Here is a 25447-nt window from a genome sequence, read left to right on the forward strand (position 1 = left end):
AGTTAATAAGAACCCAATGTCGAATGTCCCAGCACTAACACGGGATCATTGCCATCAAGTTCTTCGCACCCTTTGAGCCTCGCCAGCGGATAAACGGTGACTAACGAGTGCATGGTTTTAATTAATGCCTCAAGTTTTTGCGCGTACTCGGAGTCGTTGATGGGAGGGAGAGGGAGTTGTCCGTTTAATGGAATCTGTGTCAGGTCGGTCGCTTCTTCTCGACACAATTCACGGTGATCATTCAGATTAGCAAGGGCATTCGCCCAAGCAAAATAGTCAGAATCGAGCTGCTGCATTTGTTGATGACTAATCCAACAAATTTTACAAAATACATGGGCTGGCGCTTCACGACGCAAGGTATCCTCAACGAACTGGCGAAATGCGATATCTTGAAAACGGTCTGGCCAAGCAGGCAGAACCAACGTCATTCGGTAGGAATAGGGATCGATCACTTCACTGCAATTGCACTCTTGTTCTGCATTAACTTGAATAGGCATGAAAGGATCGGTTTTATGCCTTTTGCGCAGTAATATATGTTCGAGTAGGTGAAAACCTTCTGATTGAGCATACCTCGCAAAATACTCAATGACACGAGTGAGGCTTTCTTCATCAATGGTATGGCCAATGACTTCTCGATCGCCCTCTCGATTACAAATTGAGGTCAATACATAATGATTGTTGGCAGGATCAAATTGATAATTTTGCTCATCAGCGCCGATGATCAGTACATGGTCAATCATGTTTTCGATGAGCGATTTTTTGTCACAACACTTACTCTTAAACAGGATTTGTCCGGCTTCATCGTTGAGTACAAAATGCCAGCATATTTTGTCTGGTAATTGCTCTCGTACCACTTCAATTTGCTGTCCGGCAATATACCTTGCACTCACGTCTTTTATGCCGAGTAATCCATAAATCCGGTGTTGGAAGCCAGACAAGGAAGCGGGTGTCATGTCATCTGCAGCAAACTGAGGATATCGTTGGTCATAGCCCAACCCTCGGGCACTAGATGTTTGCGGATAAGTCTGCAAGAAACAGGATTTAGTCTGATTAACTTCATCTAAATTCGCTTGTTGATTTTGTTCTGATAAGCGAAACATTAGTAAACTGTAATCAGTAAAATTCTCACTAAATCGGCCTAACAGATGATCGAGAAAGCGACTTTTTCTTTCTTTGGCGGATTCACTGGTTTCAATAATTTGTTTGAGATCATCTTCAAGTTGCGGATAGTTGATGTAAAGCTCGTCAATGTCTTTGAGATCGTCAGCAGTAAAAGCACGGGTGAAATAACTGGGTGCGTCGGTATTAGACCAAGAGAACAACGACTTAACGTTATCGAGCTGAGCAAGGTAGTTGACCAGGAATTGCTCAAAAAACAGCATGAAGGCTTTGAGTTGTTTGGATTGCGCCTTACGCAATGCACTTTTTGATTCTTCCACGCGAATATTACCAACTCGATAAGTTTGCGGCATTTCGTGTTGCATTAAATAATAATCACCCACCGCCCGATGTTCGCCCACAGGAACCGGCAAATCATTTTCATGGCCTTTTAATTTTTTGCTCAGGTCACCGGCTTTTTTATCGTTAAGCAACACCGCAACCTTACTGCGATTGGCGTAGTCGGGAATACCATTTCGAAAGAAAACTACTTTAGATTTTTCGGAAGAGAAGCTGGGAGTGCGACCTTGGTCTTTAGCTAATGGCAGTTGCCAAGCTTCCTGTATTCGCAACATGTCATCAATAAAACTGAGTAAATGCAGGTGTTTGACGGCTTTAATGTGAGGAATATCCATCAAAATGTTAATGATGTCTGAACTGCGAATTTCACACTGGCGCTGCACGGCGGCAAATTCCTTGTCATCGATAAAACCGTGCTCCAACAATGGACCTTCAAATATCTCTTCCATGCTAAGGCCTCTGTCGACTAATTCATCAATCGAGTAAAAGTTAATCGCTGGTGAAACATGTTGCTCTAATCGATAAAACATCTCAGCCATGATTTCATTTAAGTCGGCGCCTGGCGATACCTCCAATTCGGTACAAACGGCGATCTCTTCTTGTTTGAGCTCACACACATTGACCATGTCCTGACATAGGCTACGGTGTTGATGCAACAAGTCATGGGCTTGGGTCATCACATCCCTGTAGGTAATACCCGACGCATACTGACGGGGAAGGTAGGTGATTTGCCAATCATAGAAAAACAAAAAAGCACCAACGGGGAGCCCAGCTTGAGAGCCTGAGGTTAGGTCGATTTGTCCTTCGATTGAATAGGGGTAGGTCGCTTGTGGTGTGCGGAAAAGTTTGAGGCTGCCACTACCCCCATAGGCTTCGAGGCGATAATTTTGTCCTGCTGGCAAGGCTATGTTTAGCGTCACTTTTTTACGTAAACTGACTGTGTTTAGCTGAACTTCTTGATCAAAAAAGATTTGTCCCTGTTCACTCAGTAATCGCAGTTTTACGCTGCCGACTTGGTCGGGATAGACAACAACAGAATTGAGCACTAAGGCTTCATGCACATCGAAGAGGATACCTTTTCCAGCAGGCTGAATAAATCCACCCGATGCGATGTTTTTAGCTGGCGTGTCAACGCCATGAGTGACAAACGCATCGCGGCGGATGACGCGTTCTTCGTACTCGATGAACACATCATACAAACCATTGAGGGCATCATTTTTTTGCTCCTCTTGGTGCTCGGCAGCGCAATCTTCAAGGCGCTTTGCTGGCCTATTCAAGCAATAGTGAATGCTACAGTGAGGTTCAATCCAGGCGTTTCTTACACCTTCGATGTCGATAAGGATTTTACGTAAATCATCAAATGTAACCGGTCGTGAAGTGAGTATGTCTCGCGCCGTATGAAAGTCAGCATCATTGTATGACACACCATTTTCATAGCGGGTGAGCAGGTCGGCGACATTATAGTCGGTACGAAATCCGAGGTCGGTGATCCCATAACATAACAATTCAAGTAAGGTGATCCCCGGATCATGAATGTTATAGTCAGACCATAATTGATGGCCCAATTTTTCTATATATTTCAGGCCAGTTTCGCGCAGCAACGCATAATTTTGCGGATCTTTCAGTCCGGGGTTTTTAACAATAAAGTTTGTTACCCCCATTTCACCACTGAGTTTCATCTGATTTGTGCTCGTCAATTGACTCATCGCGTCGATTTCTCCTTACCAAAACAGTAGGCACAATAGTCGTAGCCCTGTTTTAGTGCCTCATCCAAGGAGCGAAATGATTTAACTCGGTCTTTGCGGATCCGTTCGATATAACAACCCTGTTGTTGATTGGAAAGATCGTGAACCTCAGTGGTGCGGGAGTTACCGATATATCGAGATGTTTTTGTTAATGGCCGCTGGAGTCGATGCTTTTTGATGCTCTCAACACTTTCATTGACTTGTGTAGCTTGTTCGTTATTGTCTTTTTTGTCATTGCAGTTGCCGCAGTCACCGCATCCCTGGCAGTCTTCTTCGCTAATCTCACAACGATTTTTACCGGTGTAGCTCACACAAGGTGTGATGTCATGTTGGATGTCGTGTGTGGCCGCTGAAACCAATGCTGAACTGGCGCAGGTGGCTACAGCTTCTTCAATGTTCAACAAGGTGCCATCAGCTTTAACTTGGTCCATGGTGAAATCGGTGACAAAATCCACGTAGGGTAAATCTTCGATGGTTTTTAGAATTGATGAGCGATGAACACGGCCGCCAAAGGTCAAATCCGCGCCTTCATCATATAACCAAGGCGATAGGAATTTGACAATATCTCCATTGAGCACGCCAGTGTAAAACCCTTTGTCTAGTCCAGCTTGAAACTGCACATTGAAGTGCACTTTAATTTCTTCGTAATTGGGGTTGGTGACATTGATGCGCACAAAATTACTGGCGTATTGCTGCAGAAAATCGGAAATTTCAGTCAAGGTATTGAGACTGATTTGCGGTTTCAACGGATCAATCGCATTTTGGTTACGCAAATTGGGCACGACAATCATGCGCACATAGCCAGGCGCGTGTTCTGAGCATCGGCTGGTATGGTTAATACATTTGGCTTTGTATATTTGCGGGAATTGCTGCAGCACCAACCGTTCATAATCATAAATGCTGACAGCCCGTTGTTTATGTCTCAATCGTTCGCTCGCACGGGTATAAAAGGCTTGGTCTGTTTCTTTGGTTTGCCCTGAAAAAGAAGCATAGGGTTGAGAAACAGACTTGATCGCTGCAATGCGGCTTTTTAGTTTGCTGATGCTGCCAGCAGGCAAAGGGGATTGCAGGTGGCTCTCACTATTATTGTTGTCCGCAAAGCTGGCTGTCGCTGCCTGTGGATGCAAGGCGATCATATTCGGAACAGAAAGTGTATCTTGGCCTACCGCCGCACGTATCCAATGAGAGCCTGTAGGCAAAGACGTGTTGTCAGTACTGATTGATTTAGGCATCGCAAAGGTAACTATCCCTGAGCGTAACAGGCCATTCGTACTGTCTTGAATAATTTCAGTGAAATCAAAATCGATCCATCGCGTTTGATTCAGGTATGACCAAATTACCGGCTGATTAGGTAGATTAGGATCTTCACTGCCTTCTGCAATTTGGAACAAAATGGACAGGTTTTGCCCAGGTACAAGGTTGTCGAGTCCGATATAAAATAGACCGTGAGCGGTTTGCTCACTCGTTTGTTGGCTATCGTTTTGCGGGATTTCAACAGTGAACAGGGGGACTAAGTTGGCTTGATGGCTAAAGGTTTTGTCGCCCAGATCATCCACTGGAAAAATCTCTTTATTGCCAAACGGACCCAGCTGATAAAGCTGTAAGCTTCGTTGTTTAAAATCCGCTTCTGTTAACGCCTGGTAATCAATGGATTCACAGGCACGATAAGACAATTCAAAAGATTCGATCAACGGCGTATAAGGCTGATTAGGCAATGCTTGAGGTGGCGACGATGTTGGCAAGTCTATTGCAGCTTGAGACAACACACTCGGATAATGTTCATGCAAAAAGCTCTGATTCAATCTTACGCTGATAAATCCCTGGTTTAGGCCATTATCAAAAGATACAAATGCAGGCAGTTTGGCATCAGCTTCGATAATCGCTTCAGCGCTGCAATCATGCAGGGCTGGGCCCGTTGTTAGTCCTATATCCCATTGCTGCTTTGCGGCAATTTGTGGTGGAGATTCTGATGTAGTGTCAAACAAAATTTGTGCGGTGGACGCATTTAAATCTTGCCATTGCCCTTTGCTTAGGATGCTCAGGTTACCGGTAAAATAATCATTGCTGGTGGGCGTGCTGATCCCAACTGGATTTAGATATTGCGTGTAGGTTGCATAGTGTGAATTGAAACTTTTGGTTTCTGGTAAACCGCCCCAAGTTAATTTTGTAGAAATTCCATAAACGGATTTGCTAAATACTTCTTGACTGCCGATTAAAAAACGACTGCCGATCCGCGGAATTGTGCCAAATGGGAAAAAAGGCTTGGCAGGGTCGACTGAGCCCGTATCGTTGCCTAACACCAGATTTTTAAGCCCGATCTTTTCCTCACCGTCTTGGTCGCCACCTACCTGGACGTCGATAGTCAGTTTATTCACTTCAATAAACTGAAAATACTGATAGGGATAAACGAAGGGGATGAGTGCCCAATGTTGATCAATAAAATCAGAAGGCCGAAATCCGGTTTGGTTAATATCGTTAAGGGCCTGATACAAGGCATCTTGCTCAAAAACGTATTGTCCCTGGCTGAAAGTGTCAATCTCATCGTTGTATTCGATAATCTGTTCTTTGATGACCGCTTCTGTCAGTGCGGTCTCTGAAGTTGAAACTTGTGTTTCCATAAATTGCAGCACCTGATAGGGCAGGCCACGATTATTTAAGGTAAAGCGCAATATGGGAAAGTCGCTATCAAAACCAGCGCCATGGGTGTCAGCAAGGTAGGCAACAAGCGCTTCGTCGGTCACCGCCAGACTCATAATGAAGGTTAGGGTCTTTTGGGCATTGTTGATACTCACCGATTGGGTCGTCAATCTGCTCCAGCCACTTTCGCAACTCGCTTCAATGCTAACGTTATGCTTAAGCTCTTGCTCGACTCTGCTGGTTTGAGGTTCAACCTTATCCAGGCCATCAAAAGACCCGACATTAAAGGTTAGTGCAATACGTCTGTCACCTTCTGCAAGTAATAAAATAGGCGCACTTACAGCAAAACCTGTTGTGGCATAGGGCATCTTAGCGCTGCCAAAAACTGGCCATTTACCCTGTTCATTTTGCAGTGGCTCGGCAATCCCATCCTCGGTGTCAGCATCTTGTGCGCCGTAGAGGTTGACAACAAGGTCATCGATTTGCTCGATGAACAGATTTTTTAAGCCATGAACATCATTGATGACAGTGTTGTTTACCACTAATTCATTGTCGGTTTCATAAAAAAGGTTTTTGCCTTCATCGTCTTTCCCTGCAAGCAAGGTTGTTTGTTGTTTGACTAGTTGGGGCTGGGCACGTTTGGCCAACTCAAAAATAATGTGCACTTGATCGGGTATGGCAGGATGATGAGTGAGCCCAAGCACATCCTGGTAGTAGAAGTCTAAATGACGTTGACCAATACTATTTAGATGATTCTGAGCATATTCAAATAACCTCAAAAAACATAAAAACAGGGCCATGTGAGGTTGATGCTGGGGGTATGACTCTAACGTTTGTTCGAGCATGCTTTTTGCCTGATCAACCAAAAATACTAAGGCGTCAAAACATTCGTTAAATCGTCCATGTAAGTGGTTAACGGTCAGATCAAATTCTAACTCGTCAGCCAGGCCCGCAGATTGAAAGGCCAAGGTATCGGAGGTAACAGTGTCGAGCTCCCAAATACTATCCAGGGTAAATAGCGCTTCATCCAATATTGGTAATCCCAAATCCACGGCGCGCAAATATTGCCCATAGACACTCTGTAAACTTTCTTTGAGCACTGAATTGATCAATCTCTCCAATTGATTGGCAAGGCGTAAGGAAGGTGTTGCCTGTTGATACCATTGGTCAAATTGTTGTGCGAGCGCCGCCAACTGAGTGACAAGTTTGGGGTAAAGGGTTTGCTTGTCGGCAAAATTACAACTGCGGTAGGCGGTCAATTGTTTTTCGAACCCGTCTTTCACGCGCTGAACATCATATAGTTGCACAATGGCAACCTGAGTGGTTTCGTCGTTATCGATAAACGCTAGCCAATCGCCACCCGCATTATTTGACGGTGAATAAAACTGCAATAGTTGCGCATATTGTCTGGCATACATGAGTAAATCTGGCAGACCGCGCTCGTCAATTTTGACATAGTTGTGATCCAGAGCGGCCTCAAGACGTTGGCGCTGGCTCGTTCCGTCTCGTTTAAGCGGATTATGAAAACAGCAAGCGCATTGAGTCGATTCTGCAGCCATGAATTCTCACCTCATCCAATCTCCGTTCCCTCTTCTAAGTAGAAGGGGTAAACGAAGTTGTTTCGGGTGTTGGTGGTTGCAACTTTGTATTGAATGTCGATGTCAATTCGGCCTTCAAGGGGCTGCGGAATAAGTAGTACGTCGATCAAAATAATGCGCGGTTCAAAATACAAAATGGCAGTTTTGATCAGGTCTTTGATATAGGCTTGCAATCCGGTATCGACGGGCTCAAATAGCAGCTTATGTAAGTTGCAACCATACTTGGGTTGCATGACGCGTTCACCCACGTCGGTCGACAGTAAAATTTCTAAGCTTGAAGCAATATCTTCTTCATCACTCAGCATGTCGATACTCTTGGCGCTTTTGTTAAAGGTTGGGGGGAATCCCCAACCTTTGCCTAGAAACGAATACTCGGCTGCCATGTTAACCTCCGATCATCACTGTTGGCTCGCCCACCGCTGCCATCGCACCACAAATACAGGTGTCTGTAGTGCGTAGTGCTGGCATGCCCCCAATCAGCACTGTAGCGCTACCCATGGGAAAGGGGCTGACTGTCGGTAAATGAGCAGGCGGTGGGATCACGCAGACATGCTGATCAGTGGCGATTGCCGCAGGCATACCACCAATGAGAACCGTGGCAACGCCCGGTCCCACAATGGTGCCGCCATGGGTGCTGGTATCTGTCACACGTGCCGCTGCTGGCATAATAAATGGTCTCCTGTGTTAACAATGTTCTGGCAATTAACCTGAACCTGAACATCTTTTATGGGTTAATTAATCTGTACTAGGCTGCCTTTGACTGTCATGGTGCCCCCCGATGACACTTCGGCGCTACTGCTGCCTTCGGCTTTAAATTCTGCCGATGCCTTGGGAGAAATATTGGTGCCCTCGATGTTGACGTCCCCCGATGCCGTCAAATTGATATCCGCTGCGCTGGTAAGGCTGATCCCATCAGAATTCATCAGGATTTCATTGCCGTTTTCATCGGTAAAGGTGATGCTGCCTTCGTCGTCGCTGAACAAAAAGCTATTGCCGTTCGGGGTTTCTAAGGTCACAGTGTTTTTGTCGTCATTGAAAATCAATTTCATTTCGCTTCGTGATACATAACCTTTTTCGTGATTGTCGTCAGTCGCTTCTAACGGAGCGGGTTTGGCGCTACTGTGTAACATGCCTAGCACGACTGGGTGGCGTGGGTCGTCGTTTAAAAAACCTAATGCGACCTCGTCGCCAATTTCGGGTAAGAAGAAGGAGCCTCGATTCTCTCCAGCATCTAAGGTGGCGACTCTTGCCCAAATACCTTCTTCACTTGGGTCAATCATCGGCGTGCGAACCTGAATGCGATGTTCACCGTCAGGATCTTCCAATGACGTGACCAGGCCTAGCTGCAACCCTGATAAACCCGGTAATAGGCCACTTGCCTTGTGAGATTGAGGATCCTTTGTTAGTTGCTCAAAGTGTTCAGGGGACAAGCCCAGTTGAATGTCTGTTTCCCAATTTTTATCGTTGATTTCATGATGAACGCCCGAGACTAAAACTTGGCCATTGAACCTGTCACCCATACCTTTAATTTCAATCAAATCGCCAGGTTTGACCGCCGATACCCCCTGAACTTTGACCCGTCCTCGCACTTTTGAATAGGCACTGCTCATCCAATTGGCATCAGCCCAGGCTTGCAGTTCGTCATCTTTGACCGCACCGCCATGTTTGAGTTTGTATGCATCAAGACCGATCACATCAGCCAGCTCGGTGGCTTGCAAGTTGCCTGGCGTGGTGGCACCGGGGTCAACCGCGTCAATCTCAAACATTTCTTGATTCGCTGGATCCCAGGAAAGAGATTGCATGGCCGAGAATTGATCTCTTGCATCAACGAACATTTCTATGTCTAACACATTGCCACCGTAGGCGAGGGATAACACTGGATCACCAGAAGGATCCGGGGCTTTCGCGACTAAGCTGCCGTCTTGGGTGACAATGAGTTTGCCATTGGCTTGAGCACGGGCCAGGGCAAAATCCCAGTCAGTGGCATAAAATTGCACGATAAAAGGGTGGGTGACATCGGTGGATTCTATGTCGGTTTTTAAACCAGCATTACCGGCCAGCTCTTCGATGACATCTGAATCCAAACTATCGTAAAAATAGGCGCTTTTCGGGCCAATTGTCATTTTGACAGCGGCGTCTCGGCATTCCAGCTTCAAATACGATTGCTGACTTTTGTGCACCCGCAGGCTGTGGCGAATGATGATGCCTTTAAAAATCACTTCTTCATTGCCGTGATAGCCTGCGCTTATTTCTATCTCGACACCCGGTTTAAAGGCCTCATCATTACTGGCTTTAAAATCTTGTGTGGCCGGATCGCCGTCGAGGATCACGATGTCAGCGCTGGCAACGCGATTGAATTCACGATTAACAATAATCCCCTTGATTTGAAATTCACCGCTAATCTGATTGCCGTCAGCACTGATTTTAAAGCTCGGACGATCCGCAGGAGCTGGGGTGGGAATTTTAAGCTCGTCTGCCATCTGATCACGCCTCGCCAGTTAGATCTTTGATCGGGGGGAAAGCCAGCACCTGGCCTCGTTGCAATCGGCGATAATTTAATAGCTTATTGTAATGGGCGACTTGTAAATAACGTCCGGGTTCGCCGTAGTATTTATGCGCCAAAAGACTAAGATGCTCTCCTTGTTCTACGGTGTGCAAGTGAGTGAGATCTGGCGAGCTTTTGCGCTCCTCCGCCACTCTTAAAGCGTCTTCAACATTTTCTGAGAAGTTCGCTTTAACCTTAGCGCGCAGAGGATAACCATCAGATTTAAACAAGGTGTAGGTGACTTCTGCGGATTTGAGCACACATTTTGAGATCAGTGCGCCCCAGCTAAGTTTTAGATAAAGAGGACGATGGATTTCGCCATCATGTTTGCCGGTCACCGTTAGAAAACGCTCAACAGTGCTTTGTACATCCATTTCTGGCACCACCGCGCCTGTGCCATCAAACAAAAAGTCGAAGGTATATTCTTGCGGCTTTATTTTGCCAAATACTTGTGGACTGCCCGTGTCACCTTGCCCTTGACGTTCCTCGTATTCAATGTCGTATTTCTGGGTGTAAGTGTTGGGATTAAAGATCACCTCAAATTGATCCACCGCAGCACCGGAATAGTCGGCTTCTCGGTAGGCTTCAATTAGCATCTTTTTCAACTCACCACTCACATCACTCTCCAGATTTTCTGTGTGGAATGCAGAGGTTTTTCGCTGCACTCATGGCCTTATCAACGTTCCTGTTTACGCCTTAAAATGTCCATCACTTGCTCAACACATTCAGCAATGATTTCTTGCTTCATGGCTTCCTTATCAGCGGCCTTAGGCGCTGCGTTGGCCTTGTTACCTTGTTGCTCACCGACAGTGGCACGGATCACGAGTTCTTTAATTTCAATGGGCATGTTGTCTTCCGTTTTGTCAGACTTTTCTAAAGCGTTTATAAACCAATTCCATTGATTCAATAGCCAATGCATTCTCTTGTGCTTTGAGGTCCGACAACGACCATTTCACAGGGTAGGCGGCGCTAAATACCCATTCAGCTAACGGCGCGTCCTCGGCATCTAAAAGCGTCACGACTATGTCTCTTGGATTGAATTTAAAGTCTTCGACAGCGCTTCTCACCCACTTACCGACCTTGGAGTCTTCGATGTATCCGCGTTTTAACGACAAATTGCCGTATTTAGCTCCGGTCGGCAGCTTGTGTGCATACTCATTTAAGCCACCTTCCTTGAATTCTTCGGTGGTGATTTCAGCGCTAAGCCCAGAGACCTCTTGAAAGCGGTTGTCTTTTTGTTCCGAAAATCCGCCGCTGCCGTCATGAGAGTTAGGGCCAAACTCAACCTTAAAATGAAATACAACGGGCATATCGTACATCGCGATAACCTTTTTAATTCAATGGGTTGCATTAACCGTTAGCGATTTTGACGCCTTCATGGGCAATCTCAATCGACTCGATGGCGGCTTCGTTGCCACTGGCTTTTAGATCAGGCGAAGTCAGTTTTGTAGGCCAGGCATTGATAATATTCCAGGTCATCACCGGGCTACCTTCTTCATCGAGCAAGGAAATGTTGATGTCTCGTCGCTCAATTTGATTGAGATTGATCTCGTTTAGCCAATCAAAATATTCGTTATCATTGGCAAACACACCGCGCTTAAGGGTGATGTTGCCGTACTTTTTAAGACCGGGCATTTTGATGGTTGAATACTCGGGCGCGATACCGTCTCTGTATTCAATCATTTGTACTTCAATGTTGAGTCCTGTGACTTCAGAAAAACCGATGTTGGTGCCACCCCAATCAACTCTGAATGAAAAAACCGTTAATGGATATGCCATGACATTTTCCTTTCAACTTTCTAATCGTTACATTTTGGGCTTCCCCAACTCATACACTCAGCTTAGGATTCCTGTAACTTGTGCATAAATTTGAGGATGATGAATTCAGCGGGTCTGACCGCGGCCATGCCAATTTCGACATACAGACGACCTTCCAGAATATCTTGTGCTGTCATCGTTTCTCCCAAGCCGATTTTGACAAAAAACGCCTCTTCAGGTGTCGAGCCCGCCAGCGCACCTTCGCGCCATTTCTGGATCAGGTAATTGTCAATCATGCCTTTTATCTTGCTCCACAACTGGGCGGTGTTTGGTTCAAATACTGCCCAAGCAGTGGATTTTTTGACCGACTCTTCAACCATGTTGAAAAAGCGCCGTACTGGTACATAACGCCATTCGTTGTCGTTACCGGCTAAAGTTCGGGCTCCCCAAACAATGGTGCCGCGACCAGTAAAGGTGCGAATTGCATTAATTGACTTACCGCCCGTTACATCCACATTGAGCGATTCCTGTTCATTGGAATCAATGGCTTCAACAGGTCCTCGCACCGCATTGACGCTGACATTAGCAGGGGCTTTCCATACGCCTCTGGCGTTGTCAACAAAGGCATAAAGGCCTGCGACAGAGCCTGATGGAGGGACTTTGGAATATTCACGTTTGATATGTTCAACAATATTGCCAACAATGGTGTGAGTTTCGTAGAGGGTCGCTTGAGTGATATCCACATGGGTCTGCGCCGCTTCGAGCATGTCATTGACAAAATTGTTGATGCCATCAAATATGGCATCGATACTGACAATCTCGTCGGTGGGTGTAGAGGTTGGGTCGGGTTTGCCTACCAAGATATTTAGCGCAGTGGCTTTGGCACCTGCCGCTACTGCATAATCTGTTGTGGTCGCGGCGATTTCTGAAACAATGTCGCCATCGGCAGGAGAGCTGTCGAATTCATCCAGCCATCCGGTTGCATCATATTCCACATAACGGGTGTTCACTGCTGCCGCATCATTGGTGGTCAGGGCAATCACATCGGCATTTTTTTCCACAGCAACCAAATCATGAATAGACGATTTGAGTTTGTCTTTTGCATAGGCTGCTAAATCCAGCTTGAGGTTGTCGCCGAGTAAATCGGTTGCTAATTCAGGCAATTCGCTCGTCACGCTTTGCACAAAATCCAGCAACGCGGTGAGATCTGCCGCGGCATTGGCATCATCAGACGCCATCAATGCATTACGCAAAGTGGCGTAACGGGCCTTTAATGAATTTTCGTTTTGTCCAGTCAGAATATCCGACACCATCGTGCTTAGCGTGACCTGATCTGTCAATGCAGTTTTCGCTGTGGTCACCAACGCATTGAGATCGGCGTCTGCGGTAAGCTCCTCGAGGGCCTGTGGTGTGCCATCGGTTAATGTGACACTGTCTTGAAATACCTTCATGTTGATGGTTTTTTTGTACGCTGTATGCAGCCAAGGAGCGTAGGCAGCGCCATATTTGAGGTTGTTGATGCCGATATTGTTTCTAAACTCCTCGACGGCTTCATCCAACTCACGGTCTGATGTTTCATACAAATCAAACAAGCCAACACGGTCCTGTAAATTGGCACATTGCGCTAAGGTGCGCTGCTGCAAGGTGTAAAACGCAGCCGTATCGGTTAACAAGGGCGCATCGGGGTACAAAATAATGGTTGGCTCATCGTATTTTTCAAGGCGTTTTAAACCGACAGACAACCCAGGAAAATTGGCTGGGTCCGCGCTATTGCCCAAGGTCACATCATCACTAAAGGAGCCAACAGACACGATATAGCAGTCGCCACCGCCATTATCGAAAAATTGCCGTAAGGCTTCGTATAAATAAAAACGTTTGCTGGGCTGTACAGCAGTCACTGCAAAATTATTGTTTTGATCGACGGTGATCGCGACACTTTCGCCAGTGTCACTAGCGATGTCGTATTCACCACCAAATAAAGAGACAAAATCCAAAAGCGATGAAATTTTTGTCGGGACATTGGTTAATCCTTCACCCTTTTTTTCTGCTTTTTGTGTATAGCCAATAAATGCCGGAATTGCGGTTTCAACTTCCGCAACAGAAGGAGGAAATATCGAGATTTCCTTTACGTAAACACCTGGGGTTTTATATGCCATAGTATTACCTGCTCTGTGAGATGACGTTCATCAAACGTAAACGTACATGTCAGAAATAAAACTCCCCTCAGCTAAACCCTTCTGGAGGTGAGTCGTTAAATGTGGAGACGGCAATTTTGTCAGCTCAGTACCGCTATGGAAGAGCGTTATCGAAGCGGGAAGCTCGGATAAGTCACGTTCTTGATTAGACGTAAAGGTTGCTAAATTACCGTCGACACTTTTGCTAAAATCAGCAATGGGATCGAGATTGTTCAGTGTGTATGGGCTGGTATCGTATTTTTTGTTGACTAGATAGCGCCATGTGGTTTTTCTAGGCTCAAATTGCACCGTGTAGCCATCGATTTGCTGGATACGATTGTCGATTAAAAAGCGGTAGGCCAAAGGCACCTGTTCAGAATTGTCCGTGGTCAGATTTACCGTCGAGTCAAATAATTCGATGACGGCCAAGATCGAACCGCTAAGCGCATTGGGATCATAAAAGAAACTTAAAGCTTGCCCGGGTCCGCCCTGATGACGTAGTAGGTATCGTCCCGCCGCTAAATTATTGATAGAACTTAAATCGAGCCGATATTCCTCAGCAACATTGCCCAACTCAGAATGATCAAATGACTGTTCGAATATTGCATTGCCAAAGGCGTCTTCCAGCTCCATGGTTGCGCTGCTCACCGCTGGAGAAAAGGCGTAAGTGACAGTGTTGCCAAGCGGCCTGCTCAAAGGTTCGCCTATTCTCTGATTAATGAAGCTATCCCCCAAATGCAAACGCCCATCTACCTGATCGTCACGTAAATTATTGAAGTAGAAAAGCTGCTTGCCCGGTCGATAGTTGGGTAAATCAGTGATGTTGCTTAAGTAGGTGTTTTTTTCCACAAGGTAAAAATGCATTCGAAGCGCATCAATAGAAAATTCTCTTAGGGTTTCTGGCAGGGAAGGCGGACTGGTCGGTTCAATACTGTCTTGCGTGACTTCAACAAATATCGAAAAGCCAGAATGAGTAGGACGGAAAATGACGCCAGTTTGAGCAAATAAACGAGCGGTTGCCTCACTGGGAATAACGTTGAAATCCTCGGTACTTAAGCCAGATTGATAAAAACCATGACGCAAGTTGACCTGTAACAGTGGGCGATAGATGAGCTTCATACGCCTTCACCTTCGATATGAATTTCTTTGACTGGCGGCGCAATGCCTTCAACTTGATCATCACGGACTTCAAGCATGCCAACTTTGTAAACGACAGAGGGCATGTATTTAGCCCCCAACACACCCCAAAGATTGTTTTGCTGCTCAAAGGTCATGGAAAATAGTTCGAATGAAAGTCGGCCGCGAATGTTCTCAAGCCCACTGATTGATTTGTAATCGAAATAGGGATTCAACTGAAAAAAACTGATCACATTCGTCAGTGATTTCATGGCTTCAAAATAGCTAGACAGATTTGCAATGAAGAGTATGTATAAGTTGATATTGATTTCGGGTTTGAGTCGTTCGCTACTTCCATCGGGTAAGGTTCTGAAACTTTCTAACGGCTTATAAACTGCGTCCTGTTCAAGGTTCACCATCGACATCACAACTTTATTTTGCGCAGCAGAATTAACGTTACCATCGACATCAAACAGGCTGGCCGCCACTACATTACTATCGGCAGCGGCTCCGGTGCGCAGTCCAAAGTACGTATTAAGTTCAGAAACCACATGTTGCAGCGCGATATTAATCACGTTCATTCCCTTATTAATTCAATATTCCGACAATTCTGTTTTATTGATTTGCCTCGTAGTATTTAAATCCTACTTTGACAACTACAAGCATACGCCGAAGGATGACCAGTAAAGGGCAGTTAAATGGTCCATTAAGGAATCAAAAAAGAACTAGATCCCTGTTGTTGATCGCAGTTAATACACAAGGTCTGAAGCGTTAGCAGAATAAATGTTTGGGTGGCGAGGCAAAGACGGAAATCTGTGTTAAGAGGGAGGCGGCAATTTAATGTTCTGTGTTTATTCGAAAATACCAGTTAAGCTGAATGTTAGGCAGATAGCGCTCATTTGAGCCCTTTTCTTTTACCATCGATTTTTTTCAAGACTTCTCTTATGAACACAGTTGCTTCTTCTTCTTGTTGAAACACCTGATCTTTTAATAAGGTTTTAATACCGACAAGTTCGCGAGTTTTAGCAAGCTGATGTTCTGCCATGGCAATGTTCATAATGTATGCGTCCACTCTGCAACCCGCTTTAATGCAATCTGCGTGAGAGGAGAGCACTATTTTTCTGGCTTCCTCGGTAACAGCCACATAGTCAGTGAGTATTCCCAAATAACCCCAGGTATCATCTTTAATTTGTGGTAAAAGACATTCCACTTGTTTTACGAAGCTTGTTGCTAACTTCACGGTCCCTACGCCGGTAACGCGAGCGGTCATTATGCGATCTCGAAAGTACAAATCATATTCGCCATGCATGTCTTGGTAATGAAATTGAGAGACCGGGAGTGTCAAAAAGTCTGCTCTTTGCTTACTGTTTGATACTTACATTTTATGCACGTGATGTGAATTCGGTCAAGTTTGCCATTGTAACTGTTACTGATCACGGTAAGTCGAGCATACCGATATTGGTAGGTTAATCTTGGCTAGGAATTTTCTCTAACCGCGCACCCCGTTTTTCAATCTTTTATTGAGGTTGGTGTCTTTTATACTGGCTAATTTGGCAATGTTACACGCACCTCTAGGCCACCTTCTTTGCGGTTGGATAGCGATATGTGACCATGATGCGCATCCGTTATCTCTCTGCATAAAGCCAGGCCCAGACCACTGCCGGATGCTTTGGTGGAGTAAAACGGCACAAGAACATTGTTCATTACTGTCTCAGCAATGCCTTTACCCTTATCCATCACGCAGATAATTGATTGTTGAGGAGTCTGTTGAAATTCCACTTTAATATGCTTAGCTTCTGAGCCCGACTCGTGAGCATTTTTAATTAGATTGATAAGCAGCTGTTCAAGCTGGATTGGATCGGCAACTAGCGTCGCGTATTGCGTTTTGTCATACGCAAATGTCCACTGCTGCGAGAGTTGGTTGAGCAGGTCTTGCCAGTCGATTGAGGTGAGCTTTGGCTCAGGTAACTTGGCAAATTTGCCATAACCGTGGACAAAATCGCTTAGGTGTTTAATGCGCTCGTCAATCGTTGAAAAAACCCTTGCTAATCGCTCTTCATTAAATTGGGAGCTAATAATTTTTCCACTGTGCAACATCGATGAAATTGGACCAAGGGAGTTGTTTAACTCATGGCTGATGATTCGTATGACTTTTTTCCATACGGCCACCTCTTGTCGACTTAGCTCCCTTGTCATTTGTTTTAAAATGTAGAGTGTATGCACCTGATTGTTGAGCACAAAGTTTCCGGTGGAAATATGCCAGGTTTGGGTTTCGCTATCATCTCGAACCACACCGAACAAACCTTGTTTTGCAGAAAGTACAGCTTCAGAAACACCTTTAGGTGCGGAGGCAAGTAGATCAGTAAGTAGGCGGCCCTCTAACCCTTGCTTGGCATTAAAAAATTGGCGTGCGGCGATATTACTAAACACAATTTGTTGTTGGTCATTGACCAAAAATAGCGCTTCTGGCGAACTTTGAGTAACTTTGTCCAACAACAATTCCCGTTGGAACAGCCAATGTTTTTCGTCTCTGAGCTGCTGGACAGTGTGATTGTATAAGTGGCAAAGATGATCCAATTCGTCTTCATTTTGTTCAGACAGCGTGGTGGAGTACTCACCATCTTTTAGATTGAGCAAACCCATTTCAAGCGCTGACAGCCCTTCATGGGTATCGCGAAACAAATGATGAGCGAGCAATATGGACAAGCTGCTTACACCAATTGCCAACAATACTTTGTCAAATATGCCCCAAGGTAACATCCACAACAAAGGGATCAGGCCAACCGCACTGCAAACAAATGCGATCATGTTGATTTTGGTTTGCATGCGATAACGCACTAATATTCGATCCCTAGCTTGGTTAACCTTCGATACAAGGCTTGTCGGCTCATCCCATAATGTCTAGCGACTCTCGCAATGACGCCTCGATGTTCACGCAAAGCCAACTCTAATTCCGCTTTATCAGGTTCCTCCCGTTGTGCATTAGTGTGACTAATTCCCTGTGAAAGTGAAGCGTCCAAACCAAAGTCTTGTTCTTCAAGTACGCCTTCTGGTTTAAGAACCGCCACCCGTTTGCAGGCATTTTCTAACTCTCGAATATTGCCGGGCCAAGGGTAACTAAGTAATGCTTTTTCCGCTGACAAGCTCACATCACGTCCTGGTAGAAAATAGTGAATGAGGGGCATGATGTCATCAATGCGTTGCTGTAACGGCGGAATAGGAATTTCAATAACATTAAGTCGGTAGTATAAATCTTCACGAAATTTGCCTTCAACGATATCTTGCTGCAAATTGGCATTAGTGGCAGAAATGACCCTGACTTTAGTGTGTTGAGTGTTGACCGAACCAAGACGTTCAAATTCGCCAGTCTGTATCACTCTTAACAATTTTGTTTGGCCAGAATAAGATAAATTGCCAATCTCATCTAAAAATAAAGTTCCTCCGTGAGCGGCTTCAAATCTGCCTATTCGGGTTTTATTTGCGCCTGTAAACGCACCAGCCTCTGCACCAAACAATTCAGCTTCAATTAAATCTGCGGGCAGGGCAGCACAATTAACTTTCACAAAAGGTTTTTGCTTCAATTCGGATTGAGCCTGGATGACTTCAGCAATTTTCTCTTTGCCACTGCCATTGGCGCCAGTGATGAGCACCGAAATATCGGATTTAGCCACCTGAATGGCCATGTCTACGACTCGTTGCATTGCCGTACTTTGGTAGATCAGACCAACATCTGCAGCAACCTGTTTTGTCGGTGCCAGTTGTTCTTCGTGACGCTGAAGCTTGTCTGTCTTGTCTCGAGATTTGCCTAACTCAATTAAATTCGCAACACTGGTGAGTAACTTTTTATCATCCCAGGGCTTTGCGATGTAATCCGCCGCACCGGCCTTTACCAACTCAATGGCTTGCTCAAGATCTGTCCAAGCGGTGATTAAAATGATAGGTAAATTAGCGTTAAGTTCACGTAAATCGTTAAACAACTTTTTACCTTCTTCTCCAGAAGTAGTGTCGGCGGTAAAATTCATATCCTGGATCACTAAGGTGACACGCAATTGATTGACGTACTTCACTGCCTCTTGTGGGGAGGTAGTGGTGATCACATCGTATCCATGGATTTCAAGTAATAACGACAGCGCCTGCAGCACTGCCGTTGTATCATCAACAATAAGAATTTTATCCATCAATCACTCTGATTCTTAGTCCCTATACGTCTACACGTTTAAATGCTACGAGTTGCCACGCTTGGAGATATTTTCGCTGCACGATTCGCTGGGATCAACACCGACAGTATGCTCACAACAAAAACAAAGGCCGCAGTAATTGCCACATAATTATGATCCAATGCTGGCAACGAGTACAACTCTAACAAAGCTTGACCCATATATACTGCTGCAATTGAACCAATCAACAAGCCGGCTATACAAATCATACTATTTTCGACAATAAAGTACCTGACGATATCAGACTTACGCGCACCCAAAGCGCGGCGAGTACCGATTTGGCGTGTCCGTTTATTGATATTAAATACGGTTAATCCAAAAATACCTAGCGCTGTGATTAATACCAGTACAGTAATAAGGACCACTAACATGCGTAACATTAAAATGTCAGACGCATTATATTCGCGCTTAGATTCGTCCAAACCTTGCAATCCAACAATGACACGTTTGTCGTATTCGGCCAATAGCGTGTCTTCGATTTGGCGCATTACGGCTGCTCGCTGACTCGCTTCTGTTCTTACCACCATACGTTGAAAGTTATCTGCGCTGACAAAAGGGATAATCAAAAAATTGTCTGCGATTGATGCTCTAAGCCATGGGCCTTTCATTTTGTCTACTACACCAACAATCGTCATCGGCATATCGCCCAGATAAATAGTCTGACCTAATCCGTCTCCGTTTGGGTAGATTTCGTCAAGAAAACTCTGACTTACAATGCTCACATTTGGCATGACGTCATTGTTTTCAGCCACGATCACTTCATCTTGCTCAAAGTTTCGTCCTGCTATGATTTTGACACCAAGTGTATCAATGGCATGTTCGTCGCCAAAAGTGTAAGCCGCGGTCACTTCCAATCCCTCGCGACCTTGCTCAGTGGTGGGATTGATGCCAAATGACGACGCAGATCCACTGCCACTCAAAGGCACTTCTTGGATTGCTGCTGCATTTATAACGCCAGGCAGGTTACGCAACGTGGTTTCTGTTTCTTCAAATTGCTGGGATAGATTGCGATCTTTACCAAATGTCAGCACAGCAAAATGGAATATTTCATCCTCTGGATAACCGGTTTCCTGTTGCAGATATTGAAGGCGATCGTAAATGATAAACGCAGCATTGCTCACAATTGCAGTAGTGATAGCAATTTGAATCAACAACATGAAGGCGCCAACTTTGGAACGACGCATAGCATTAAAAATGGGTTTGATTTCTAACATGCTCGACTCCTATTGAGTTTTTAAATAGATGGCAGGGGTGGTTCGGCATACCAACCAAGCTGGGTAGAGCCCAGCGATAACGCAGGCGCCAATAGCAATAGCTGGGGCGGCCAACAACATGTATGTGTCCATTGTCGCTAATGCTGAATAGTAACTGTAGGTTTGACGAACACCCCATAGCCCCAATTGGGCTATACCTATGCCAAATAAACCACCCAACAAGCCCAAAACTGAAACCTCAACAAGATGCTGGGCAAAAATTTGGCGCTTACTTGCGCCCAGAGCTCGTCTGACACCCACCTCAGGCGCGCGTCTTAAGAACTTGCCTAGCATCAAGCCAAGGATGTTCGCTAAGCATACTGTGAGAAACATGAAGCTCAGACCCACCAAGACGCGATTGTCTTCAGTAACGACGTTATTGTATTCCAACCATTGATTAACGTTCCGAAGTGCAAATTGCACTGTTTCCCTCTCAAATCGGCCTTTCGTGGCTTGTTCTGAAAGGTAGGTTCGAAGATAATCACTATAGATTTGCTGCTCTTCAGGGGTATCTAATTCGGCCCAAAATTGGATCCAAAATTGTTCAGATTGTAAATGGTCTTGAAAAGTACGAACATCCTCAAATTTCCAACCATTTGTGTTTCCCCAGCTACTCAATTCTTTAGATACCACCAGGCTAAAAGGAACAAATATTTTTTCCATTCGATTAAATGCGCCGTTGTTGAGATCATAATATTTGGTATGGATTTCCCAGTTTTTCACAATACCGATGATTTCATAGCTTTCGTCGTCGAGATATATTTGCCTACCCACAGAGTTTTCTCCGCCAAACAGGCGTTCGTTAAGCTCTTGGTTGATGACTACGACAGGAGAGGCGTTTATCTGTTGATTTTCAGTCCAACTGGCGCCGTGGACAAAGTCCAAATCAAACATCGCGAAAAATTCACGGCCCGTGGCTCTCGCACCTTCGAGAAAAGGTTTTACCTCGCTTGAATTCATATGCACACTGAAGCCGGTGCGCATGGACATGGTTTTGCGCTCGGGAAAATCCGCATTGTAAAGGTTCATCGCATCTGTGTAGGTCAGTTGATAAGGTAAATTATCTTCAGTCGTCCAGGTCCGTCCTTCATCCATGGTGTTTAACTGCACGTGAAACAAACGGTCACTCTTGTGCGGAATAGGGTCCATAGACATCATGTGATATACCGACAAACTGGTCATGGTGATGCCAATCCCAACGGCAATTGCTGCAATCATGAGGGCCGAAATCAATGGTGTGCGTCGCAAACTGCGCCAGCTTAAATCAAGATAATGAATAAACATTTAAGCCTCCACTGCTACATTTGCGGGAGTCACAACACCAGAAGGACGACTTTGATACAAGGTGAAATCGGCCAATTGACCATCTACTACTTGGATGTTACGTGGTGCACGGCGAGCCAATTCAGCATCATGCGTGACCATGATGATAGTGGCTCCTTCGCGGTTAATGTCTTCCAATAGTTCCATAACCTGGCGGGCCATCAAGCTATCCAGGTTGCCCGTTGGTTCGTCTGCGAGCAAGAATCGTGGTTCTCCCGCCAGGGCTCGCGCAATGGCAACGCGTTGTTGTTGACCGCCAGAAAGCTGCTGCGGTAGATGTTTGGCCCGGCTGGCCAAACCCACTTTTTCCAGGCAGTTTTCGATACGGCGTTTTCGCTCTGCTGATTTAATGCCTCGATAGCGCAGCGGTACTTCAACATTCTCGTATAGGTTTAGGTCTGGGATCAAATTAAACCCTTGAAAAATAAATCCAATTTTTTGATTGCGTAGATCAGCACGTTGATTATCAGACAGGGTGCCAACGTCCACATCATCCAACAAATATTGTCCCTTAGTAAAAGGTTCGAGCATGCCTGCAATGTTTAAAAATGTGGTTTTTCCTGATCCAGAAGGTCCGGTAACGGCGATAAATTCACCTTCTTCGACATCAAGGCTGAAGTCGCGTAACGCGTGGGTTTGAACTTTTTCAGTTTGATAAACTTTATTGATGTTTTTCATTTTTAACATATGAGATGTCCTTGATATTAGTTGCGCAACAACACGGCTTCGGTGTCGATAAATTCGTCATAATTGGAAATGATTATTTGATCACCAGCATTCAAACCGTTCAAAATCTCGACTTCTCGCATGCTAGTTGCTCCTGTTTGAATATTGATTTTTCTGGCAATATTCTCTTCAACTTTGTAGGCGATAAAGCCGCCTGCCTGTAAAAAGCTTCCTCTGCGTACTTTGAGTACATTTGCTTTGTTCTCTAATAAAATACGCGCTGAAATTTGTTGATTTTGCCTGACACCTGAAAGATCGCCCTGATTGAATCTAACACGGGTAGTCACTTCACGATTTGTGACTTCGGGGGATATCGCAGAAAGTACTCCCATCACCTTTTGTCCACTGATATTCATTTCGACTGACATACCCAAACTCAACTCGCTTGCGACGCTTTCTGCAACATTTAATTCGGCTTCATATGCAGTGAGATCAACAAGTGTCATCAGCGCTTCATTTTGAGACACCAAAGCTCTTTGCTGAGTTAAAAGGTTGCCCACCACGCCGTCAACAGTGGCTCGTATGTTCAACTCGGCGGTTTTTCTTTCTAATTCTTCCACCACTAGATTTTGCCTAGCTAAGGTATTGCGTGTGCTTTCCAGTTCAAAAGAAAGGGTATCTTTGGCTAGTTCAACTTCCTGTTTGGCGTGTTTGAAATTGAGTTTTGCTCTGGCTAAATCATCAATCGCTTTCTCTAAATCGATTTGACTGATCACATTATCAACAATAGACGCTTGTGCACGACGCTCTTCTCTATTAGCCGCTTGTAGATCAACTTCTGCCAGTTCCATTTGCTTGGTGAGTAACAGAGTCTGCCTTCTTGTATCTAATTTTTTACGCGCCAGTTCTCCCTCCAAACTAGCCAACTCAGAACGCTGTTGTTGCAATTCGTTTTGCAACGAGGGACTTTCCACTACGGCGACAAGTTGCCCCGTTGTTACACGATCACCGGCCTTAACTTTTAATTCTACAAATCCTTGTTCGGGGCTGTACAATTGAGGCGCATTAGCGGCAACAATCCTTCCGTTTGAGGAAATGTCCCTGATCAAGTCGCCTATTTCCAGTGTTGCGATTTGCAACGTATTACGGTCAATTGACTTGGATGTAGTTGTCGTATTGATCAGTGCATGCGCCGACAGAGCTACCAGCAATAAAGCGACAATAGCTGTTGCCCAATACCTGAAAGTATTCGAAGTGGAAGTCAATTCGACATCTTGCCCACTCGTGTCCTTAATCATGCCAAATCTCCAGTTGGCCTTCCGTTTCGGACTCGTGAACACCGATGAATAGAGCAATAAAAATTAAGGTCATAGGCGAGACCAAAAACGTAAATGCCATCATGTCTGTTCCTCTGTGTTTACTGAATAAAAGTGACCTGCTCAATAAACTTAGCGAACTTCGTGCCAATGCCTAAGTATCTGAATTTTAAGATTAATGTAGAGGGTTTGATGAGGTGAAAAGTGTCCGCGGACAGAAAAAGTGTCCGCGATGGACACTTTTTGAGATTGAAATAGTCACAGGCACCGATTCAAATAAATACAAGGATTATCTGGTTTTTTACGTATCTAATGTTTTGAAATTTGTGCCTGAATAAACTGAGCCGTTATTTCACGCTATGCAATGCACAGATTTTATTGCCACTGGGATCTTTAAGATAAGCAAGGTACAACTTTCTGCCACCACCTTCTCTAATTCCTGGTGGATCTTCGCAGGTCTCGCCGCCATTTTCTAAACCGGCCTGATGCCACGCATCAGCAAGTTCGGGGGTTTTGGCAAAAAAGCCAATCGTCGAGCCATTTCCGTGACAGGCTGGTTCGCCATTAATGGGTTTGCTTAGGGCAAATATGCCTTTTTCGGTATAGTAAAAACAGCGGCCTTTGTCGTCTATGACACCCGGTGGATGTCCCAGTGCACCCAACACCGCGTCATAAAACTTTTTGGATTGTTGAATATCATTGGCGCCAATCATTACGTGACTAAACATGATTTACCTCTTTAATATGGGGTCAGTAAAAATAATAATTTATCACAGTCCTTCGCAGGGTATGAATCCGTTGTAGTTATTGAGCAGTATAGCCACCGTCTATCACCTGCAAACTTCCGGTAATAAATTTAGCGTTTTCGCTGGCTAAAAATAGTGCTAGTGCTGCGACTTCTTCAGGCTGACCTAGCCTCCCTAGAGGCTGCAGGGCTTGTTCTTCAGCATGCACATGTTCCTTGTCAGCACCAGATTTTTCCACGTAGCTGTCAATTGCTTTATGGTACAAGGGAGTCTCTATGGTTCCGGGGCAGATAGCATTGGCGCGTATATTAAATTTTGCATAATCGATGGCAGTGGTTTTTGCTATCGAAGCAAGCGCACATTTACTTAGGTTGTAGGCAAACGAGTTGGGTTTTGCGATAAGTGCCTGATCAGATGACATGAACAAGATGACGCCAGATTGTTGAAACTTCATTTGCGGCAACACCGCTTTTGTTGCACTCACCGCGCCCTTAATGTTGATGTCGATTATGCGATTTAAGTCGTCATCACTGGTTTGTTCAATATTGGCAGACAAATGCACACCGGCATTGGAAATTAACACATCTACTCTGCCAAACTGACCGATAACATTATCGATGGCACTTTTCACCTCTGCAGACTGACTGACATCACAGGGGATCCAAAGCATGTCGCGATTCTCTGTGTTGTGGCTGGCGATATCGAGGTTGATCACTTGATAACCATTGTTAGCAAACGTCTGGCAGATTGCTGCACCGATGCCGATACTGCCGCCGGTGACAATACAAACGGGTAGAGTGGACTTAGTTGTCATATGATAATTCAATGTGTGAAGGTAGTAATAGAAGCATAATCGACGCAATCGCACTATAACAAGGTATTTATGCAGGGCGAT

Annotated in this window: 21 protein-coding genes; all 21 read right to left on the bottom strand. The window is 45.1% G+C overall.

Annotated elements, in window-relative coordinates; translation table 11 throughout:
- Nucleotides 1-2: 2 nt before the first annotated feature.
- A complete protein-coding gene (locus FM019_RS16920; protein ID WP_143837146.1) occupies nucleotides 3-3164 on the bottom strand; it encodes a hypothetical protein in 3162 nt (1053 codons plus the stop codon).
- Nucleotides 3161-7399 (bottom strand): baseplate J/gp47 family protein, encoded by a 4239-nt coding sequence (locus FM019_RS16925; RefSeq protein WP_143837147.1) that lies wholly within the window; start codon nucleotides 7397-7399, stop codon nucleotides 3161-3163. Before FM019_RS16925 ends, FM019_RS16920 begins: the two co-directional genes overlap by 4 nt.
- An 11-nt stretch (nucleotides 7400-7410) precedes the next feature.
- Nucleotides 7411-7821, bottom strand: coding sequence for a GPW/gp25 family protein (locus FM019_RS16930; RefSeq protein WP_143837148.1), 411 nt, complete (start codon nucleotides 7819-7821; stop codon nucleotides 7411-7413).
- Between the two features lies 1 nt (nucleotide 7822).
- Nucleotides 7823-8104, bottom strand: coding sequence for a PAAR domain-containing protein (locus FM019_RS16935; protein ID WP_143837149.1), 282 nt, complete (start codon nucleotides 8102-8104; stop codon nucleotides 7823-7825).
- Between the two features lie 65 nt (nucleotides 8105-8169).
- Entirely contained in the window at nucleotides 8170-9918 is a 1749-nt protein-coding gene (vgrG, locus tag FM019_RS16940; protein WP_143837150.1) for a type VI secretion system tip protein VgrG, read from the bottom strand.
- Nucleotides 9919-9922: 4 nt separating this feature from the next.
- On the bottom strand, nucleotides 9923-10648 hold the full coding sequence (locus FM019_RS16945; protein ID WP_143837151.1) for a CIS tube protein: 726 nt from the start codon (nucleotides 10646-10648) through the stop codon (nucleotides 9923-9925).
- Nucleotides 10649-10659: 11 nt separating this feature from the next.
- Entirely contained in the window at nucleotides 10660-10830 is a 171-nt protein-coding gene (locus FM019_RS20850; protein ID WP_185969328.1) for a DUF5908 family protein, read from the bottom strand.
- A 16-nt stretch (nucleotides 10831-10846) separates the two neighbouring features.
- Nucleotides 10847-11302 (bottom strand): phage tail protein, encoded by a 456-nt coding sequence (locus FM019_RS16950; RefSeq protein WP_221934393.1) that lies wholly within the window; start codon nucleotides 11300-11302, stop codon nucleotides 10847-10849.
- Nucleotides 11303-11333: 31 nt separating this feature from the next.
- A complete protein-coding gene (locus tag FM019_RS16955; protein WP_143837153.1) occupies nucleotides 11334-11762 on the bottom strand; it encodes a phage tail protein in 429 nt (142 codons plus the stop codon).
- Between the two features lie 62 nt (nucleotides 11763-11824).
- Nucleotides 11825-13897 carry a phage tail sheath family protein gene (locus FM019_RS16960; protein WP_143837154.1) on the bottom strand — a complete coding sequence of 691 codons (2073 nt, stop codon included), beginning with the start codon at nucleotides 13895-13897 and terminating at the stop codon, nucleotides 11825-11827.
- A 30-nt stretch (nucleotides 13898-13927) separates the two neighbouring features.
- Nucleotides 13928-15034: a hypothetical protein gene (locus tag FM019_RS16965; RefSeq protein ID WP_143837155.1), complete on the bottom strand. Its 1107-nt coding sequence runs from the start codon at nucleotides 15032-15034 to the stop codon at nucleotides 13928-13930.
- Nucleotides 15031-15606 carry a DUF4255 domain-containing protein gene (locus FM019_RS16970; protein WP_185969329.1) on the bottom strand — a complete coding sequence of 192 codons (576 nt, stop codon included), beginning with the start codon at nucleotides 15604-15606 and terminating at the stop codon, nucleotides 15031-15033. The genes FM019_RS16965 and FM019_RS16970 overlap by 4 nt, the downstream gene beginning before the upstream one ends.
- Nucleotides 15607-15926: 320 nt before the next feature.
- Nucleotides 15927-16376, bottom strand: coding sequence for a hypothetical protein (locus FM019_RS16975; protein ID WP_143837157.1), 450 nt, complete (start codon nucleotides 16374-16376; stop codon nucleotides 15927-15929).
- 200 nt (nucleotides 16377-16576) lie between these two features.
- Nucleotides 16577-17857 (bottom strand): sensor histidine kinase, encoded by a 1281-nt coding sequence (locus FM019_RS16980; protein WP_143837158.1) that lies wholly within the window; start codon nucleotides 17855-17857, stop codon nucleotides 16577-16579.
- Nucleotides 17858-17868: 11 nt separating this feature from the next.
- Complete coding sequence (locus tag FM019_RS16985; protein ID WP_143837159.1) at nucleotides 17869-19209, bottom strand: sigma-54-dependent transcriptional regulator; 1341 nt, start codon at nucleotides 19207-19209, stop codon at nucleotides 17869-17871.
- Between the two features lie 38 nt (nucleotides 19210-19247).
- Nucleotides 19248-20462, bottom strand: coding sequence for an ABC transporter permease (locus tag FM019_RS16990; protein WP_143837160.1), 1215 nt, complete (start codon nucleotides 20460-20462; stop codon nucleotides 19248-19250).
- 9 nt (nucleotides 20463-20471) lie between these two features.
- Nucleotides 20472-21785 (bottom strand): ABC transporter permease, encoded by a 1314-nt coding sequence (locus FM019_RS16995; RefSeq protein ID WP_143837161.1) that lies wholly within the window; start codon nucleotides 21783-21785, stop codon nucleotides 20472-20474.
- Nucleotides 21786-22511: an ABC transporter ATP-binding protein gene (locus FM019_RS17000; RefSeq protein ID WP_143837162.1), complete on the bottom strand. Its 726-nt coding sequence runs from the start codon at nucleotides 22509-22511 to the stop codon at nucleotides 21786-21788.
- A gap of 17 nt (nucleotides 22512-22528) precedes the next feature.
- Nucleotides 22529-23788, bottom strand: coding sequence for an efflux RND transporter periplasmic adaptor subunit (locus FM019_RS17005; RefSeq protein ID WP_143837163.1), 1260 nt, complete (start codon nucleotides 23786-23788; stop codon nucleotides 22529-22531).
- Nucleotides 23789-24153: 365 nt separating this feature from the next.
- Nucleotides 24154-24534 (bottom strand): VOC family protein, encoded by a 381-nt coding sequence (locus tag FM019_RS17010; protein ID WP_143837164.1) that lies wholly within the window; start codon nucleotides 24532-24534, stop codon nucleotides 24154-24156.
- Between the two features lie 76 nt (nucleotides 24535-24610).
- Nucleotides 24611-25366 (bottom strand): SDR family NAD(P)-dependent oxidoreductase, encoded by a 756-nt coding sequence (locus FM019_RS17015; protein WP_143837165.1) that lies wholly within the window; start codon nucleotides 25364-25366, stop codon nucleotides 24611-24613.
- Between the last annotated feature and the right edge of the window lie 81 nt (nucleotides 25367-25447).

This window comes from Aliiglaciecola sp. M165, assembly GCF_007197995.1.
Classification (GTDB): Bacteria; Pseudomonadota; Gammaproteobacteria; order Enterobacterales; family Alteromonadaceae; genus Aliiglaciecola.

Coding starts and splice junctions, on each gene's coding strand:
- FM019_RS16920 (WP_143837146.1), bottom strand. CDS start 3,164: ATGAGTCAATTGACGAGCACAAATCAGATGAAACTCAGTGGTGAAATG.
- FM019_RS16925 (WP_143837147.1), bottom strand. CDS start 7,399: ATGGCTGCAGAATCGACTCAATGCGCTTGCTGTTTTCATAATCCGCTT.
- FM019_RS16930 (WP_143837148.1), bottom strand. CDS start 7,821: ATGGCAGCCGAGTATTCGTTTCTAGGCAAAGGTTGGGGATTCCCCCCA.
- FM019_RS16935 (WP_143837149.1), bottom strand. CDS start 8,104: ATGCCAGCAGCGGCACGTGTGACAGATACCAGCACCCATGGCGGCACC.
- vgrG (WP_143837150.1), bottom strand. CDS start 9,918: ATGGCAGACGAGCTTAAAATTCCCACCCCAGCTCCTGCGGATCGTCCG.
- FM019_RS20850 (WP_185969328.1), bottom strand. CDS start 10,830: ATGCCCATTGAAATTAAAGAACTCGTGATCCGTGCCACTGTCGGTGAG.
- FM019_RS16950 (WP_221934393.1), bottom strand. CDS start 11,302: ATGTACGATATGCCCGTTGTATTTCATTTTAAGGTTGAGTTTGGCCCT.
- FM019_RS16955 (WP_143837153.1), bottom strand. CDS start 11,762: ATGGCATATCCATTAACGGTTTTTTCATTCAGAGTTGATTGGGGTGGC.
- FM019_RS16960 (WP_143837154.1), bottom strand. CDS start 13,897: ATGGCATATAAAACCCCAGGTGTTTACGTAAAGGAAATCTCGATATTT.
- FM019_RS16965 (WP_143837155.1), bottom strand. CDS start 15,034: ATGAAGCTCATCTATCGCCCACTGTTACAGGTCAACTTGCGTCATGGT.
- FM019_RS16980 (WP_143837158.1), bottom strand. CDS start 17,857: ATGCAAACCAAAATCAACATGATCGCATTTGTTTGCAGTGCGGTTGGC.
- FM019_RS16985 (WP_143837159.1), bottom strand. CDS start 19,209: ATGGATAAAATTCTTATTGTTGATGATACAACGGCAGTGCTGCAGGCG.
- FM019_RS16990 (WP_143837160.1), bottom strand. CDS start 20,462: ATGTTAGAAATCAAACCCATTTTTAATGCTATGCGTCGTTCCAAAGTT.
- FM019_RS16995 (WP_143837161.1), bottom strand. CDS start 21,785: ATGTTTATTCATTATCTTGATTTAAGCTGGCGCAGTTTGCGACGCACA.
- FM019_RS17000 (WP_143837162.1), bottom strand. CDS start 22,511: ATGTTAAAAATGAAAAACATCAATAAAGTTTATCAAACTGAAAAAGTT.
- FM019_RS17005 (WP_143837163.1), bottom strand. CDS start 23,788: ATGATTAAGGACACGAGTGGGCAAGATGTCGAATTGACTTCCACTTCG.
- FM019_RS17010 (WP_143837164.1), bottom strand. CDS start 24,534: ATGTTTAGTCACGTAATGATTGGCGCCAATGATATTCAACAATCCAAA.
- FM019_RS17015 (WP_143837165.1), bottom strand. CDS start 25,366: ATGACAACTAAGTCCACTCTACCCGTTTGTATTGTCACCGGCGGCAGT.